This is a genomic window from Pseudomonas cichorii, from assembly GCF_019719005.1.
Classification (GTDB): domain Bacteria; phylum Pseudomonadota; class Gammaproteobacteria; order Pseudomonadales; family Pseudomonadaceae; genus Aquipseudomonas; species Aquipseudomonas cichorii_E.
Genome location: NZ_JAIGPJ010000014.1, coordinates 3,713 through 18,706, shown reverse-complemented (window position 1 = coordinate 18,706; position 14,994 = coordinate 3,713). Strand labels below are relative to the sequence as shown.

At 57.6% G+C, this 14,994-nt stretch carries 13 protein-coding genes and 1 rRNA gene; 4 read left to right on the top strand and 10 right to left on the bottom strand.

The genetic code is table 11. From position 1 onward, the window contains the following. The first annotated feature begins 152 nt into the window (after positions 1–152). Positions 153–536, top strand: coding sequence for a helicase (locus K5D32_RS12685; RefSeq protein ID WP_221536176.1), 384 nt, complete (start codon positions 153–155; stop codon positions 534–536). A gap of 1 nt (position 537) precedes the next feature. On the opposite strand, the gene K5D32_RS12680 is transcribed toward K5D32_RS12685, so the two are convergent. The 10 genes from K5D32_RS12680 to K5D32_RS12635 all read right to left on the bottom strand — a co-directional run bounded on the left by K5D32_RS12680 (position 538) and on the right by K5D32_RS12635 (position 10,290). Next, positions 538–2,499: a DUF4105 domain-containing protein gene (locus K5D32_RS12680; RefSeq protein ID WP_221600502.1), complete on the bottom strand. Its 1,962-nt coding sequence runs from the start codon at positions 2,497–2,499 to the stop codon at positions 538–540. Then, positions 2,496–2,816, bottom strand: a complete 321-nt coding sequence (locus tag K5D32_RS12675; protein ID WP_025262532.1) for a DUF2388 domain-containing protein — start codon at positions 2,814–2,816, stop codon at positions 2,496–2,498. Before K5D32_RS12675 ends, K5D32_RS12680 begins: the two co-directional genes overlap by 4 nt. 36 nt (positions 2,817–2,852) lie before the next feature. Further along, positions 2,853–3,158 carry a DUF2388 domain-containing protein gene (locus K5D32_RS12670; protein ID WP_025262531.1) on the bottom strand — a complete coding sequence of 102 codons (306 nt, stop codon included), beginning with the start codon at positions 3,156–3,158 and terminating at the stop codon, positions 2,853–2,855. A 72-nt stretch (positions 3,159–3,230) separates the two neighbouring features. After that, complete coding sequence (locus tag K5D32_RS12665) at positions 3,231–3,548, bottom strand: DUF2388 domain-containing protein (protein ID WP_025262530.1); 318 nt, start codon at positions 3,546–3,548, stop codon at positions 3,231–3,233. A gap of 282 nt (positions 3,549–3,830) precedes the next feature. Continuing rightward, entirely contained in the window at positions 3,831–4,046 is a 216-nt protein-coding gene (locus K5D32_RS12660) for a DUF1127 domain-containing protein (RefSeq protein WP_025262529.1), read from the bottom strand. Between the two features lie 320 nt (positions 4,047–4,366). Then, entirely contained in the window at positions 4,367–5,860 is a 1,494-nt protein-coding gene (locus K5D32_RS12655; protein WP_221600563.1) for an acetyl-CoA hydrolase/transferase family protein, read from the bottom strand. A gap of 181 nt (positions 5,861–6,041) precedes the next feature. Continuing rightward, positions 6,042–7,496, bottom strand: coding sequence for an NAD(P)(+) transhydrogenase (Re/Si-specific) subunit beta (locus tag K5D32_RS12650; RefSeq protein ID WP_221592871.1), 1,455 nt, complete (start codon positions 7,494–7,496; stop codon positions 6,042–6,044). Further along, positions 7,496–7,816 carry an NAD(P) transhydrogenase subunit alpha gene (locus K5D32_RS12645; protein WP_025262526.1) on the bottom strand — a complete coding sequence of 107 codons (321 nt, stop codon included), beginning with the start codon at positions 7,814–7,816 and terminating at the stop codon, positions 7,496–7,498. Before K5D32_RS12645 ends, K5D32_RS12650 begins: the two co-directional genes overlap by 1 nt. Before the next feature lie 10 nt (positions 7,817–7,826). Next, complete coding sequence (locus K5D32_RS12640; RefSeq protein ID WP_221592870.1) at positions 7,827–8,948, bottom strand: Re/Si-specific NAD(P)(+) transhydrogenase subunit alpha; 1,122 nt, start codon at positions 8,946–8,948, stop codon at positions 7,827–7,829. Between the two features lie 433 nt (positions 8,949–9,381). Further along, the gene (locus K5D32_RS12635; protein WP_221575242.1) at positions 9,382–10,290 is read right to left on the bottom strand and encodes a LysR family transcriptional regulator; all 909 of its coding nucleotides are present in this window, start codon (positions 10,288–10,290) and stop codon (positions 9,382–9,384) included. Between the two features lie 156 nt (positions 10,291–10,446). On the opposite strand from K5D32_RS12635, the gene K5D32_RS12630 reads away from it, so the two are divergent. The 3 genes from K5D32_RS12630 to K5D32_RS12620 all read left to right on the top strand — a co-directional run bounded on the left by K5D32_RS12630 (position 10,447) and on the right by K5D32_RS12620 (position 14,978). Next, entirely contained in the window at positions 10,447–11,628 is a 1,182-nt protein-coding gene (locus tag K5D32_RS12630; RefSeq protein WP_221575241.1) for an acyl-CoA dehydrogenase, read from the top strand. A gap of 10 nt (positions 11,629–11,638) precedes the next feature. After that, positions 11,639–12,859 carry a CaiB/BaiF CoA-transferase family protein gene (locus K5D32_RS12625; RefSeq protein ID WP_221592868.1) on the top strand — a complete coding sequence of 407 codons (1,221 nt, stop codon included), beginning with the start codon at positions 11,639–11,641 and terminating at the stop codon, positions 12,857–12,859. Positions 12,860–13,439: 580 nt separating this feature from the next. Further along, positions 13,440–14,978 (top strand): 16S ribosomal RNA (locus K5D32_RS12620). The last annotated feature ends 16 nt before the right edge of the window (positions 14,979–14,994 follow it).

Sequence of the window (14,994 nt, the reverse complement as noted above, 5' to 3'; positions counted from 1 at the left end):
TCACGCTGCTCTCCATGCAGGGCAGCGTTTCCGGGTTAATGATGCGATCTTCGCCGAAAAACACGATTGTCCTACAGGATTGCCGCCAATAACCCGCTACACTGCCTCACCAATCGCTCTGACCGGGCTGACTTTCTGCTGAGGCAATGTGTATGAAGTTTCGTTTCCTGCTCTGGATGCTGGGCCTTCTGATGGCTCGGGCCAGCCGTACCAATCCTGCGTTTCAGCAGCAGCTTGCCGACAAGGAGCTGACCTTTCAGTTGCAGACTGCCGATGGCAAGGTCGCTCGTCATTTCATCGTCAGTGGCCAGCGCATCCGCAGTGCCGGTGGCGTGGTTGCCGAACCTGCATTCGCCATTGTCTTTCGCGATGCGGCCTTCGGGTTTGCCACGATGCAGGCCAGTAACAAGCAACTGGCGTTCATGAAGGGGATTCAGGACAAGGACATCCAGATCAAGGGCAATACTTCGCTGGTGATGTGGTTTCAGGGCCTGACCAAGTACCTGAAACCGAAACCGAAAAAGAAGGCCAACTGATTCAAGGTAGCTGCAACCCGCCTGCGGCTTTGTGAAGTTCGCGCAAGTGTTCACCCATCTGTTTGAGATTGGCTTCGTTGGCCGCGATTTCAGTGGCGCGTTCCGGCTCAAGCAAGGCACGTACTTCCTTGTCGAGATCGCCGGTCAGACGCTTCAATTGCTTCTGGCGCTGGCTGCTCTCGGCTTCAAGTCGCTGCCACTCGCCCGCCTGTGGCAATCCATAACCGCTGCTGCCCAGCAATTCTGCTGGACGGCTGAGAAAGCCGCTGCTGGCGAGAATCTCTTGCAGCGTCTTTGACGCCTGGGAGACGCTGCCGTCTTTCTGTTCCCTTGCTCCGAGATAGCGTTGTTTCACTTCATCCTGAGCCAGCAGCAATTGCCGGCGCAGGCTTGCCTGTTCCAGCAGCAAGATAGCGGCACTGGTGCGCAGGTCGGCTTTATCGAACCACTGGCTGCGTTCTTTGGCTGACAGCAGCAGCCAGTCTTCGACGGTGGTCTGCGGGATGGGCAGATGCTTCTTCAAGACCTCGAACATCGCCTGATAGCGGTCGCGATAGGAGTCGAAGCGATAACCCATGCGCAGCGCTTCCTTTGGATCGTCCAGCACGCTGGTGTCTGCAAGGCCGCGGCCTTTGAGCACTTCCAGCAAACCGTTGGGCAGGATGCTGTCCAGGCCGACAAGTTTGGGGTTGTGGGTGCCGCTGCGTAGCAGCTTGAGGTTTTCCACAGCACAGTTGTTGGACAGGAAGTAATAGTTGCCGTCGTAACTCCAGTGCATCTCGGCCGCATGCTGCACCAGCCCTTCGATTTCCGGGCGGGACAGTTTGATCGGCACGGAGGCGAGGCTGCGCAGTTCGGTCTTGGTGTATTCGTCGATGACCTGGGCCAGCGGCAGCACAAACAGTCGCGACGGATAAGCGCCCATCAGGCCATCCCAACTGGACAGTTGCACATCGCCCACGAATGCCCGGTACGACAGGACCAGATGCTGATCCAGGTCCAGGCGGCAATCAGGCCCGCGTGGTCGTCCCGGCTTGCAGATCACCAGGCGCAACATGCTGTGGCCCCAGCGGCTTACCCAGTTCTGGTTGGCTTCAGCCAGCAGGTAGTCGACTTCATAGACCCGCTCCGGATCAAGCTTGCCCAGAGGTTCGCGTCCGAAATCGCTGCCGGCATTCAGGTACGGAAAGAAGGATGGGCACTCGTCTTTCTGTGGTGGAGCCCAGCCGAAGTGTTCCTTGTAGTAGGTGTAGAGGGCCGGACGACGACAGGCATAGGCCGGGTCGAGCAGGAAGTACTCCATATTGACGGCCACGAATTCCAGCGGGCTGGTGGTTTCGTAGATATCCGGACTGCGGGCGACCTGCCCGTTGTGTTCTTCCCGCTCGCCGCGTCGGCCGACATATTGCTGCCAGCCTGCCAGGTCCAGCAGGCGCGGGTCATCGCTGAGGGTGAAGCGTCGCTCGGTTTCACCACGGCAACTGTCAGGCAGGCCAATGTTGCCTGCTGAACTGTTCTGGCGTGAGCAGCGGAAAATCAGGGCGCGCTGCGTTGAAGACCACAGGCGGGCGCGATCGTAGACGTGAGTCAGCTCGTGCAGAACCGTGGCGAGCATTTCACGCCGGACCGTGCCGTGGGGGCGTCCGGTCTGGGTGGTGGCTGCCGAGCCGTCGGTCAACGGCGCCAGCAGTTTTGTATTGAGATAAAGCTGGTAGGGACCGGCAGCCTGGCCATAGGCGTTTTCAGGCATATCGTCGGACCAGCGCACGTCAACACGCCGGTCCAGATCCTTGATGAAGCTTGGCGGCAGAGCGCGCATGGCTTCATCAAGGAGTGTCTGGCTCGCATGTTGTTGGGCTGGGGTCAGGCCGTCGGTCTGCAGCTCAAGCGTCAGGCTGGCAAGAGCATGGGGCGCGACCAGCGACAATGCGCCGGCAAGCAGCCAGGCGCCAAGTCGTCTCACAGAGCGAGAATGGCTTCGGCCAGTGTCCGGTCACTGGCATCACGTGCTTCAGGCACGCGGGTGCGCAGGGTATCGAAAGCGGCATCGAGTTGCGCTCCGTGGATGTCACCGTCGCTGGCGACATAGCTGGCGGCGTCGTCTTTGGCCTGGATCACGACCTTGGAGTCGCGAATGGAGGTCGTGGTGTCCGAGGTGAAGTCGATGGAACGACCGAAAGCGCGAACGATGATATTGCTCGTGGCCACGACGGTCTGGGCCTGGGCAATGTCTGCCATGACGAGCAGGCCAAGGGTAGCGGCAATCAGCGGGGTACGCATGTAACGTCTCCAGTTACGCAAAGAGGTCGAAAGTGACTATTGGACGAGGATTGTTTCAGCCAGTTCAAGGTCGCTGGCATGAAGTTTTGACTGGGTGTTTCGCAGGTTGCGCAATGCTGACTCCAGTCGGACACCGCGGATCTGGCCGTCAGTGGCAACGAACGCCGCCGCATCATCCTGGGCGGCCAGGATCAGCTTTCTGTCGAAAGGCGCAGTGGTGACCTGAGTGGTGACGTATCCGGTAATGACCAGGCTCTGTGTCGTCGTATCGAAGGCCTGAGCCGGGCTGACCCAGATCAGGCTGGCGACTGGAGCTGCAAACAGAAGAGGTAATAAACGCATGGCTTTCAATGGCTGGCAAAACGAGGTCCAAGGCTAGCGCAATGCCAGCCATGGAGCTACCCCAGGACTGGCTTAGATGGCCAGAATGGCTTGGGCCAGTTGTGTATCTGTTGCGCTCAGGTTCGGGTATTGCTGGCGGATGTGCTGGAACGCGCCTTCCAGTTGAGCACCGCGGATGTCGCCTTCGCTGGCCACGAAGCTGGCAGCTTCGTCACGGGCGGCGCGGACGATCTTGTCGTCTCTCAAAGAAGAAGAGGCATCGGAAGTAGCTTCACTGGAAGCTGCCACTGCGCCCACGACAGCATCGGTAGTGACGATGAAGCTGGTAGCGCTTGCGCTGGCAGCCGCTGTCAGCAGTGCGGCTGCAGCGAGGATACGGAACAGAGTCATTGTGGAATTCCAAAGTGTGACAGAGTGGGCATTAGCCTATCGCAGCGGTAACGAGATTGTCATTGCAGCGTGAGGGCCGTTGGGCGAATACCGATGGTTTGTGGGGGGCTGGTGCGAACAAACTGTACAGGTGTTTATTTGTTTTTAAAAAACTGTATCTGTTCAGGATATTTCACCCCACAAACGACAAAGCCCGTCTCGGTTGCCTGAGACGGGCTTTGTGTTACGCAATTCTGGGTGCTGGTGAGAGACCTTTGGGGTCTGGACCAGCGGGCGCTTCAGTTAGCGCCAGAACGGCTTGCTCAGCTCTTCGTAACGCTGTGCTTCGCTGATACCTGCGTCGGCGAGCAGGCGAGCATCCAGGCGAGCCAGTTGGTGGCGGCTGGAGAGGCGACGCTGCCAGAGCATCAGGTTAGCGAGTACGCGCAGAGGCCATGCAGCTTGAGCGGTGTTGACGGTGCTTTCGTTGAACAGGTCGGAACTGACTGTACGTTCCATGGTGTGACTTCCTTCCGCTTGTGGCGGGTTTAGAGAATGACTTGACTGGTGCCTATCTTCCTCTCAGTCGGCCAGTATCTATAGACACAGTTCATTTGTATTGTGATGGTTCAGTTAACTGTTTATAGGCACTGTTTTGTTCATAAATGGGGCAACTGTACCGGTGAGCACTTATATGGTGCGTTTTGTGGTCATGCTTGGTGAGTTTTGCTGTTTTTAGCCGTTTTTTGACCGGTACAGAAGTACAGTTTGTTTCAGATAGGTTGAGTGACACTGGAAAGTGAGCAAAGAAACCTCTTGCTCACTTGCAACTGTGTTCCTCAGGTTGGCAGCATGCGACCGGTCTCTTCCAGGTTGATGTGCCAACTCAGTGCTTCGCGCAGGATGTGCGGGGTGTGTCCACCGATGGCGCAGGCGGCCGCAAAGTATTGATTCAGAGCCTCGCGATAGTCTGGATGCACACAATTGTCGATGATGATCCGTGCGCGCTCGCGAGGTGCCAGGCCGCGCAGATCGGCCAGGCCCTGCTCGGTCACTAGGATGTCCACATCGTGTTCGGTATGGTCCACATGGCTCACCATGGGCACCACGCTGGAAATCGATCCGCCCTTGGCGATGGATTTGGTGACGAAGATGGCCAGGTGGGCATTGCGCGAGAAGTCGCCGGAGCCGCCGATGCCATTCATCATCCGGGTGCCGCAGACGTGGGTCGAGTTCACGTTGCCGTACAGATCGAATTCCAGTGCCGTGTTGATGCCGATGATGCCCAGGCGGCGAATGACTTCAGGGTGGTTGGAGATCTCTTGCGGGCGCAGCACCAGGCGTGACTTGTAGCGATTGAAATCCGAGAACACCTGCTCGTGCTTGGCGGCGGACAGGGTCATGGAGCTGCCTGATGCGAAGCTCAGTTTGCCTGCATCGAACAGGTCGAAAGTCGAGTCCTGCAGCACTTCGGAATACATGGTCATGTCATGGAACGGCGAGTCCAGCAGGCCGTGCATCACGGCATTGGCGATGGTGCCGATCCCGGCCTGCAACGGCATCAACTGGTTGGTCAGCCGGTCTTCGCGCACTTCCTTCTTGAAGAACTCCACCAGATGGTTGGCGATGGCCTGGGTCTCGGCATCCGGCGGCAGTACAGTTGAAGGTGAGTCGCCCTGATCACTGATGACAATACCGACGATCTTTTCCGGGTCGATCTTCACGGCGCTGCTGCCAATGCGCGAGTCGGCATCCAGGACCGGGATCGGCAGGCGTGTCGGCCGATAGCTGGGGATATAGATGTCGTGCAGGCCTTCCAGCTCCAGCGGCTGTGACAGGTTGATCTCCACGATCACCTGCTTGGCCAGAATCGCGAAGCTGGCCGAGTTGCCGACCGACGTGCTCAGCACCAGATGGCCTTCTTCGGTAATCGCCACGCATTCGATGACGGCCAGATCCACTGCCTTGATCTGGCGGTTGCGCAACTGTTCAACTGTATCGGACAGGTGCTGGTCGATGAACATGACCGTACCGTTGTTGATGGCCTTGCGCAGCGTATTGTCGACCTGGAAGGGCATGCGACGAGACAGCACGCCGGCTTCGGTCAACTGCTTGTCCAGATCGTTGCCCAGGCTGGCGCCGGTCATCAGGCTGATCTTGAGTGGCGACACTCTGGCGCGTTCGGCCAAGGCATGGGGAACGGCCTTGGCTTCACCGGCGCGGGTGAAGCCGCTCATGCCGACGGTCATGCCATCTTCAATCAACGCTGCAGCTTCTGCTGCGCTCATTACCTTGCTCATCAAAGAAGGCAAACGTATACGGTCGCGGTACATGGATTCTGTCTCGAAGGTGGAAGCAAGGGTCAAGTCTAGAGACTTGAGGTTTTTCCGTCCCGCGACCAAGGTCGCATTGGAGGCCTCTAATCAGGGCCTTTCAAGGCAAAACACTGTTACGCGGAATGTAAAAAAGCCCCAGGCGCAGAACGCACTGGGGCTCTTTCAGGCGGGTTGGAGGCTAAGCGTTTTCCACAGCCTTAACCATGTCCTCGATCACCTTTTTGGCGTCTCCGAACACCATCATGGTTTTATCCATATAGAACAGTTCGTTGTCCAGACCGGCATAACCGCTGGCCATGGAGCGCTTGTTGACGATGATCGTCTTGGCCTTGAAGGCTTCGAGGATCGGCATCCCTGCAATCGGCGACTTGGGGTCGTTGCGGGCTGCCGGGTTGACCACGTCGTTGGCGCCCAGCACCAGCACCACGTCGGCCTGACCGAACTCGGAGTTGATGTCTTCCATCTCGAACACCTGATCATAAGGCACTTCGGCCTCGGCCAGCAGCACGTTCATATGCCCAGGCATCCGGCCCGCAACCGGGTGAATCGCGTATTTCACGGTGACGCCGTGATGGGTCAGCTTTTCAGTCAGTTCTTTCAGCGCATGCTGCGCCCGTGCGACTGCCAGGCCGTAGCCCGGGACGATGATCACGGTGTCGGCGTTGGTCAGCAGGAAGGTGGCATCGTCCGCCGAGCCGGATTTGACCGGACGAGCTTCCTTGGCGCCTGCCGGGCCACCTGCTTCTGTTGCGCCGCCGAAACCGCCGCCGATCACGTTGAAGAACGATCGGTTCATGGCCTTGCACATGATGTAGGACAGAATCGCGCCCGAAGAACCTACCAGCGAGCCGGCAATGATCAGCATCGAGTTGTTCAGCGAGAAGCCGATACCTGCCGCCGCCCAGCCCGAATAACTGTTGAGCATCGACACCACCACCGGCATGTCCGCGCCGCCAATCGGGATGATCAGCAGCACGCCGATCACGAAGGCCAGGGCCAGCATGATTGCGAAGGCGGTCAGGTTGCCGGTGAACATGAACGTCAGGCCAAAGAACAGCGTGGCGAGCCCGAGAATCAGGTTCAGCTTGTGCTGCCCGGCAAACTGTACCGGTGTGCCCTGGAACAGACGGAATTTGTACTTGCCCGACAGCTTGCCGAAGGCGATGACCGAACCAGAGAAGGTGACGGCACCAATGGCCGCGCCCAGGAACAGTTCCAGACGGTTGCCTGCCGGTATTGCGTCGCCCAGATTGCGCACGATGCCCAGAGACTGTGGCTCCACGACGGCAGCAATGGCGATGAACACCGCTGCCAGGCCGATCATGCTGTGCATGAAGGCGACCAACTCCGGCATTTTGGTCATCTCGACACGCTTGGCCATGATCGACCCCGCCGTGCCGCCGACCAGCAGGCCGATCACGATATAGCCAATACCCGCGCTGGTGCCTTCGACGGTCGAAAGGGCCGCCAGCTTGAAGACCAGGCCGACGGTGGTTATCACGGCCAGGCCCATGCCCAGCATGCCGAACAGGTTGCCGCGACGGGAGGTTGTCGGGTGCGAGAGTCCTTTGAGCGCCTGAATGAAGCAGACCGAAGCGACCAGGTACAGCAGGGTGACCAGATTCATGCTCATTACTTTTGCACCTCGTCTTTTGCCTTGGGTGCTTTCTTCTTGAACATTTCCAGCATGCGACGGGTCACCAGAAAGCCACCGAACACATTCACGGCAGCCAGGGCCACGGCAAGCGTGCCCATGATCTTGCCCAGCGGCGTGACCGTCAGGGCGGCGGCGAGCATGGCACCAACAATCACGATGGCGGAGATGGCGTTGGTCACGGCCATCAGCGGCGTATGCAGGGCAGGCGTCACGTTCCAGACCACGTGGTAACCGATATAGATCGCCAGTACAAAAATGATCAGGTTATAGATACCAGGGGAGATCAACTCTTCCATTGTCTTGTCCTCAGCCGTTCTTGCGAATGACTTGGCCGTCGCGGCACATCAGGCACGCGGCGACGATGTCGTCTTCGAGATTGATCTGCAACTGGCCGTCCTTGTCGAACAGCAGCTTCATGAAGTCCAGCAGGTTGCGTGCGTACAGCGCGGAAGCATCTGCTGCGACCAGAGCGGGCAGGTTGGTATGGCCGACGATGGTCACGCCGTGCTCCAACACCACCTGATCGGCTACTGTCAGCGGGCAATTGCCGCCTTGTGCCGCGGCCAGATCGATGACCACCGAGCCGGGCTTCATCTGTGCCACGGTTTCGGCACTGAGCAGCACCGGCGCCTTGCGGCCGGGGATCAGTGCGGTGGTGATCACGATGTCCGACAGTCTGGCGCGCTCATGCACGGCAACGGCCTGGCGCTGCATCCAGCTCGCAGGCATTGGACGTGCGTAACCGCCAACCCCTTCGGCGCACTCGCGCTCTTCATCGGTTTCGTACGGCACGTCGATGAATTTGGCACCCAGGGATTCGATCTGCTCTTTGACGGCAGGTCGCACGTCGGAAGCCTCTACTACCGCGCCCAGTCGCTTGGCGGTGGCAATGGCCTGCAACCCGGCAACACCGGCACCGAGCACCAGAACCCGAGCGGCTTTCACGGTGCCTGCAGCAGTCATCAGCATCGGCATGAAGCGCGGGTAGTGATGGGCTGCCAGCAGTACGGACTTGTAGCCGGCGATGTTGGCCTGGGACGAAAGCACGTCGAGGCTTTGCGCACGGGAGGTGCGCGGGGCCGCTTCCAGGGCGAAAGCGGTGATGCCGCGTTCGGCCAGTCTGGCGATGGTCTCGTTGCTGAACGGGTTGAGCATCCCGATGACGATTGTGCCGCTCTTTATCAGAGCCAGTTCGCTGTCGTTGGGGGCTGTGACCTTGAGGATCAGCTCACCTGCGAAGGCTTCGCTTGCTCCACCAATGGTGGCGCCTGCGGCCTCATAGGCACTGTCCGGCACGCTGGCATGGATGCCTGCTCCGCTTTGCACAGTGATTCTATGGCCTTGGCTGATCAGCTTTTTGATGGTTTCCGGGGTGGCAGCAACCCGGGTTTCACCCGTTTGGGTTTCAAGAGGAACACCAATGTGCACGTCAAATCTCCTGCGTGATCTTTTTATCTTCATAAATAGGCCAGCGCACTACGGCTGGTGCGTCTGGGGTGGCCGATCAGCATTTCCCCAGGCCTTGAAAGCCTTGGGGGCGGAGCATTCTGCAATTGAAGTCTGGGCGCTTCAACACATTCTGTAACGAGACTATAAATTAACTACAAGTCATCCTGTGACCTATTGTCGCAAGTAATGGCTGTAAGCCTTTATTTATAGGCCTATCAGGAGATTCCATCTGAAAATTGTGGAAAAGAGGATTTTTTCAGTGATTTGCCCGAAGCGCTTCAAAAACAGCTAAAGAGCCTGTAAATAAAGAGCATTCGTCAGTTTTTGCGCCATGGTGAGAGATTGTCCTCAGGCGACAAAACCTTATATCTGTAGGTGTTTATAGGGCGTCACTACTTTCTGGTTTCGGTGCTCAATCCCTTGCTGGCGGCAGCCTGTAGCCTTTTGCCTGATCGATCAGCCAATCCCGGAATGCGCGCAGAGACGCTGATTCGACTTTTCGCTCCGGAATCATCAAGTGGTAGGCCTTGATGCTGTCGAGTGCGTGGGTGTTGGCGATGACCAGCCGTTTTTCCTGTAACTCACGCTGGATCAGGAAAGGAGGGATCAGGGCAATTCCCATCTCATGCATCGCTGCCTGGGCAAGCATGGAGAATAGCTCGTACCGAGGACCTGTCATGTCGCGGGGGATATTCAGGTGCTGCGCGCTGAACCATTGCCGCCAGGCGTAAGGGCGCGTGGTCTGTTGCAGCAGTGGCATCTCGGCGATCTGCCGGGCATCCAGACTGTCGCGACCTTGCATGAATTTCGGGCTGCAGATCGGCATGGGGTTTTCGCCCATCAGGCGATGGGCTTCGGTGCCTGGCCAGTCGGCATCGCCAAAGTAGATAGCGGCGTCGAAATCGGTGTCGGCAAACAGGAAGGGGCGAGTCCGGTTGGTGAGGTTGACCGTGACTTCAGGGTGGCGCTGCTGGAAATCCTTGAGCCGTGGCAGCAGCCATTGCGTGCCGAATGTAGGCACGACTGCCAGCTCGATCACATTGGCACCTTGCTGACCCATGATCGACAGCGTGTCGCGTTCCACGGCATCCAGTTGCGCGGCAACACGGCGGCTATAGGAAAGGCCGGCTTCGGTCAGCTTCACGCCACGCCTGGAGCGTCGGAAAAGCTCGACGCCCAGGAATTCTTCCAGGCTGCCGATCTGTCGACAGATGGCGCTCTGGGTCAGCGACAGTTCGTGTGCCGCCTTGGTAAAGCTCTCGTGGCGAGCGGCGGACTCGAAACTGACGAGTGCGGCTGTGCTGGGGATTTTTCGCCGCATATACGCTGGCCTCACTCGTCGTTGATAAATCTGGCGGTTTTACGAATCACGGAGTGAGAAATTAGCACAAGAGCTTGAGTAATCGTCGTTTGTCGCCTTGTGAAAGCGGGTCTAGGATCACTTCACAACATTTGCGAGCGACGCGAGGAGTGGGTCATGGGTGGTAAAGCAAGCTTCAACTGGATTGATCCGCTGCTGCTGGATCAACAGCTCACAGAAGAAGAGCGCATGGTGATGCGCAGTGCTGAACAGTTCGCCCAAAGCAAGCTCGCTCCCCGGGTGCTTGAAGCCTTTCGTCATGAGCAGACCGATCCCGCCATCTTTCGTGAAATGGGCGAGGTCGGCTTGCTGGGTGCGACCATTCCTGAAGAGTTCGGCGGCAGCGGCCTGAATTACGTAAGCTACGGACTGATTGCGCGGGAAGTGGAGCGCGTCGATTCGGGCTATCGCTCAATGATGAGTGTTCAGTCTTCTCTGGTGATGGTGCCGATCAATGAGTTTGGCACTCTGGCCCAGAAGCAGAAGTACCTGCCAAAACTGGCGTCCGGCGAGTGGATCGGCTGTTTCGGCCTCACCGAGCCTGATCACGGTTCCGATCCGGGTGCGATGATCACCCGGGCGCGCAAGGTCGATGGCGGGTATCGCCTGACCGGCAGCAAGATGTGGATCACCAATAGCCCTATCGCGGATGTGTTCGTGGTCTGGGGCAAGGATGACGAGGGCGATATCCGTGGCTTCGTTCTGGAGAAAGGCTGGGCCGGGCTGAGTGCTCCAGCGATTCACGGCAAGGTGGGATTGCGTGCATCCCTCACTGGCGAGATCGTGATGGACAACGTCTTTGTGCCTGAAGAAAACATCTTCCCGGATGTGCGTGGCCTCAAAGGCCCTTTTACTTGCCTGAACTCGGCCCGCTACGGAATCTCCTGGGGGGCCCTCGGGGCTGCGGAGTACTGCTGGCACACTGCGCGGCAATACACGCTGGACCGCAAACAGTTCGGGCGTCCTCTGGCCGCAAATCAGTTGATCCAGAAAAAGCTCGCTGACATGCAGACTGAAATCACTCTGGCGCTGCAAGGGTGTCTGCGACTGGGGCGCATGAAGGACGAAGGTATCGCGGCGGTGGAAATCACCTCGATCATGAAGCGCAATTCGTGTGGCAAGTCGCTGGATATCGCTCGAATGGCTCGCGACATGCTGGGCGGCAATGGCATCTCCGACGAGTTTGGTGTTGCCCGTCATCTGGTGAACCTTGAAGTCGTGAATACCTATGAAGGCACGCATGATGTGCATGCATTGATTCTGGGGCGTGCGCAGACCGGCATTCAGGCTTTCTATTAAGGAGTCTGCCATGGGCGCGCTTTCGCATATTCGAGTGCTTGACCTGTCGCGTGTCCTGGCCGGTCCCTGGGCGGGGCAGATCCTGGCGGACCTCGGGGCTGACGTCATCAAGGTCGAGCGTCCTGGCAATGGTGACGATACGCGTTCATGGGGGCCGCCATTCCTGAAGGATCCGGCGGGTGAGAACACCTCTGAGGCGGCTTATTACCTCTCGGCCAACCGTAACAAGCAATCCGTGACCATCGACTTCACCCGGCCTGAAGGGCAGAAGCTGGTGAGGGAGTTGGCGGCGCGCTCCGATATCGTGATCGAGAATTTCAAGGTTGGTGGGCTGGCCGCGTATGGGCTGGACTATGGCGCGCTCAAGGCTATCAATCCACGCTTGATCTATTGTTCCATCACCGGCTTCGGGCAAAACGGGCCGTATGCCAGGCGAGCGGGTTATGACTTCATGATCCAGGGACTTGGCGGGCTGATGAGTCTTACCGGGCGGTCTGAAGGTGAAGAGGGTGCCGGGCCGGTGAAGGTGGGTGTTGCGTTGACGGATATTCTCACCGGGCTCTATTCGACCAGTGCGATGCTAGCGGCCTTGGCTCATCGGGATCAGAGCGGCATTGGGCAGCATATCGATATGGCCTTGCTGGATGTGCAGGTGGCTTGCCTGGCAAACCAGGCGATGAACTATCTCACCACGGGCAATGCTCCACGTCGCCTGGGGAATGCTCATCCCAATATCGTGCCTTATCAGGATTTCCCGACGGCGGATGGCGACTTCATTCTTACGGTCGGTAACGACAGCCAGTTCAGGAAGTTTGCCGAGGTGGCCGGGCAGGCTCATTGGGCTGATGATCCTCGCTTCCAGACCAACACGCTGCGGGTGGCCAATCGTGCCGAGCTTATTCCGCTGATCCGCCAGGTGACGGTGTTCAGGACGACAGCGCAGTGGGTCGAGGTACTTGAAGCGGCGGGTGTGCCGTGTGGGCCGATCAATGACCTTGCCCAGGTGTTCGCAGATCCGCAGGTTCAAGCGCGTGGACTGGCCATAGAGATGCCGCATGCACTGGGTGGCAGCGTTGCGCAGGTGGCCAGCCCGATTCGGCTTTCCGAGACGCCGGTTGAATACCGGCGTGCGCCTCCATTGCTGGGTGAGCATACACAGGAAGTCTTGCAGAACATTCTGGGGCTCAAGGCTGAAGAGGTGCTGGCGCTCCGTGAGGCCGGGGTGCTTTAGCTCCTATATAGAAGCGAGAGGCTCTTCTTCTATATAGGAAGCGTCCGTTTCGGTTAATTTCAATGAAATCGAAATTAACGGTTGACGGGCGATTTAATGTCTCTATAATTCGCCCCACTTCCGGCGCAGACGGAACTGAAAAAGCCTTGTAAATCAATAGTTTGCAAGTTTTTAGCGGTTCTGGAGTCGAGCGGGAAGTGCTTCGGTCGTGGTTGGGTCGACAGCGGTATGAGAAAGCGTTTGACACAGCCTTCGGGTCCTGTAGAATTCGCCTCCCGCTGACGAGCAACTTGAGGTTGATCGAAGCGCAAGTGGTTGAAGTTGCAAAGGAAACTTTGAAACTTGTTGAAATAACCGCTTGACAGATACAGAGGGCGCTGTAGAATGCGCGCCTCGGTTGAGACGAAAGGCTCAACCCACCGCTCTTTAACAACTGAATCAAGCAATTCGTGTGGGTGCTTGTGGTGTAAGACTGAAGTCAACAGATTATCAGCAACGCAAGTTACTCCGCGAGAAATCAAAGATGTAACCAACGATTGCTGAGCCAAGTTTAGGGTTTTCTCAAAACCCAACGATGTTTGAACTGAAGAGTTTGATCATGGCTCAGATTGAACGCTGGCGGCAGGCCTAACACATGCAAGTCGGGCGGCAGCACAGGTACTTGTACCGGGTGGCGAGCGGCGGACGGGTGAGTAATGCCTAGGAATCTGCCTGGTAGTGGGGGATAACGCTCGGAAACGGACGCTAATACCGCATACGTCCTACGGGAGAAAGCAGGGGACCTTCGGGCCTTGCGCTATCAGATGAGCCTAGGTCGGATTAGCTAGTTGGTGAGGTAAAGGCTCACCAAGGCGACGATCCGTAACTGGTCTGAGAGGATGATCAGTCACACTGGAACTGAGACACGGTCCAGACTCCTACGGGAGGCAGCAGTGGGGAATATTGGACAATGGGCGAAAGCCTGATCCAGCCATGCCGCGTGTGTGAAGAAGGTCTTCGGATTGTAAAGCACTTTAAGTTGGGAGGAAGGGTCGTTACCTAATACGTGACGATTTTGACGTTACCGACAGAATAAGCACCGGCTAACTCTGTGCCAGCAGCCGCGGTAATACAGAGGGTGCAAGCGTTAATCGGAATTACTGGGCGTAAAGCGCGCGTAGGTGGTTCGTTAAGTTGGATGTGAAATCCCCGGGCTCAACCTGGGAACTGCATCCAAAACTGGCGAGCTAGAGTAGGGCAGAGGGTGGTGGAATTTCCTGTGTAGCGGTGAAATGCGTAGATATAGGAAGGAACACCAGTGGCGAAGGCGACCACCTGGGCTCATACTGACACTGAGGTGCGAAAGCGTGGGGAGCAAACAGGATTAGATACCCTGGTAGTCCACGCCGTAAACGATGTCAACTAGCCGTTGGAATCCTTGAGATTTTAGTGGCGCAGCTAACGCATTAAGTTGACCGCCTGGGGAGTACGGCCGCAAGGTTAAAACTCAAATGAATTGACGGGGGCCCGCACAAGCGGTGGAGCATGTGGTTTAATTCGAAGCAACGCGAAGAACCTTACCAGGCCTTGACATCCAGTGAACTTACCAGAGATGGTTTGGTGCCTTCGGGAACACTGAGACAGGTGCTGCATGGCTGTCGTCAGCTCGTGTCGTGAGATGTTGGGTTAAGTCCCGTAACGAGCGCAACCCTTGTCCTTAGTTACCAGCACGTTATGGTGGGCACTTTAAGGAGACTGCCGGTGACAAACCGGAGGAAGGTGGGGATGACGTCAAGTCATCATGGCCCTTACGGCCTGGGCTACACACGTGCTACAATGGTCGGTACAGAGGGTTGCCAAGCCGCGAGGTGGAGCTAATCTCACAAAACCGATCGTAGTCCGGATCGCAGTCTGCAACTCGACTGCGTGAAGTCGGAATCGCTAGTAATCGCGAATCAGAATGTCGCGGTGAATACGTTCCCGGGCCTTGTACACACCGCCCGTCACACCATGGGAGTGGGTTGCACCAGAAGTAGCTAGTCTAACCTTCGGGAGGACGGTTACCACGGTGTGATTCATGACTGGGGTGAAGTCGTAACAAGGTAGCCGTAGGGGAACCTGCGGCTGGATCACCTCCTTAATCGACGACTCAGCTT

What these genes read in the sequence shown, in the direction of transcription:
- K5D32_RS12655 (WP_221600563.1), bottom strand. Translation starts at nt 5,860, where the DNA reads ATGTACCGCGACCGTATACGTTTGCCTTCTTTGATGAGCAAGGTAATG.
- K5D32_RS12670 (WP_025262531.1), bottom strand. Translation starts at nt 3,158, where the DNA reads ATGCGTTTATTACCTCTTCTGTTTGCAGCTCCAGTCGCCAGCCTGATC.
- K5D32_RS12665 (WP_025262530.1), bottom strand. Translation starts at nt 3,548, where the DNA reads ATGACTCTGTTCCGTATCCTCGCTGCAGCCGCACTGCTGACAGCGGCT.
- K5D32_RS12650 (WP_221592871.1), bottom strand. Translation starts at nt 7,496, where the DNA reads ATGAGCATGAATCTGGTCACCCTGCTGTACCTGGTCGCTTCGGTCTGC.
- K5D32_RS12685 (WP_221536176.1), top strand. Translation starts at nt 153, where the DNA reads ATGAAGTTTCGTTTCCTGCTCTGGATGCTGGGCCTTCTGATGGCTCGG.
- K5D32_RS12645 (WP_025262526.1), bottom strand. Translation starts at nt 7,816, where the DNA reads ATGGAAGAGTTGATCTCCCCTGGTATCTATAACCTGATCATTTTTGTA.
- K5D32_RS12660 (WP_025262529.1), bottom strand. Translation starts at nt 4,046, where the DNA reads ATGGAACGTACAGTCAGTTCCGACCTGTTCAACGAAAGCACCGTCAAC.
- K5D32_RS12625 (WP_221592868.1), top strand. Translation starts at nt 11,639, where the DNA reads ATGGGCGCGCTTTCGCATATTCGAGTGCTTGACCTGTCGCGTGTCCTG.
- K5D32_RS12630 (WP_221575241.1), top strand. Translation starts at nt 10,447, where the DNA reads ATGGGTGGTAAAGCAAGCTTCAACTGGATTGATCCGCTGCTGCTGGAT.
- K5D32_RS12675 (WP_025262532.1), bottom strand. Translation starts at nt 2,816, where the DNA reads ATGCGTACCCCGCTGATTGCCGCTACCCTTGGCCTGCTCGTCATGGCA.
- K5D32_RS12635 (WP_221575242.1), bottom strand. Translation starts at nt 10,290, where the DNA reads ATGCGGCGAAAAATCCCCAGCACAGCCGCACTCGTCAGTTTCGAGTCC.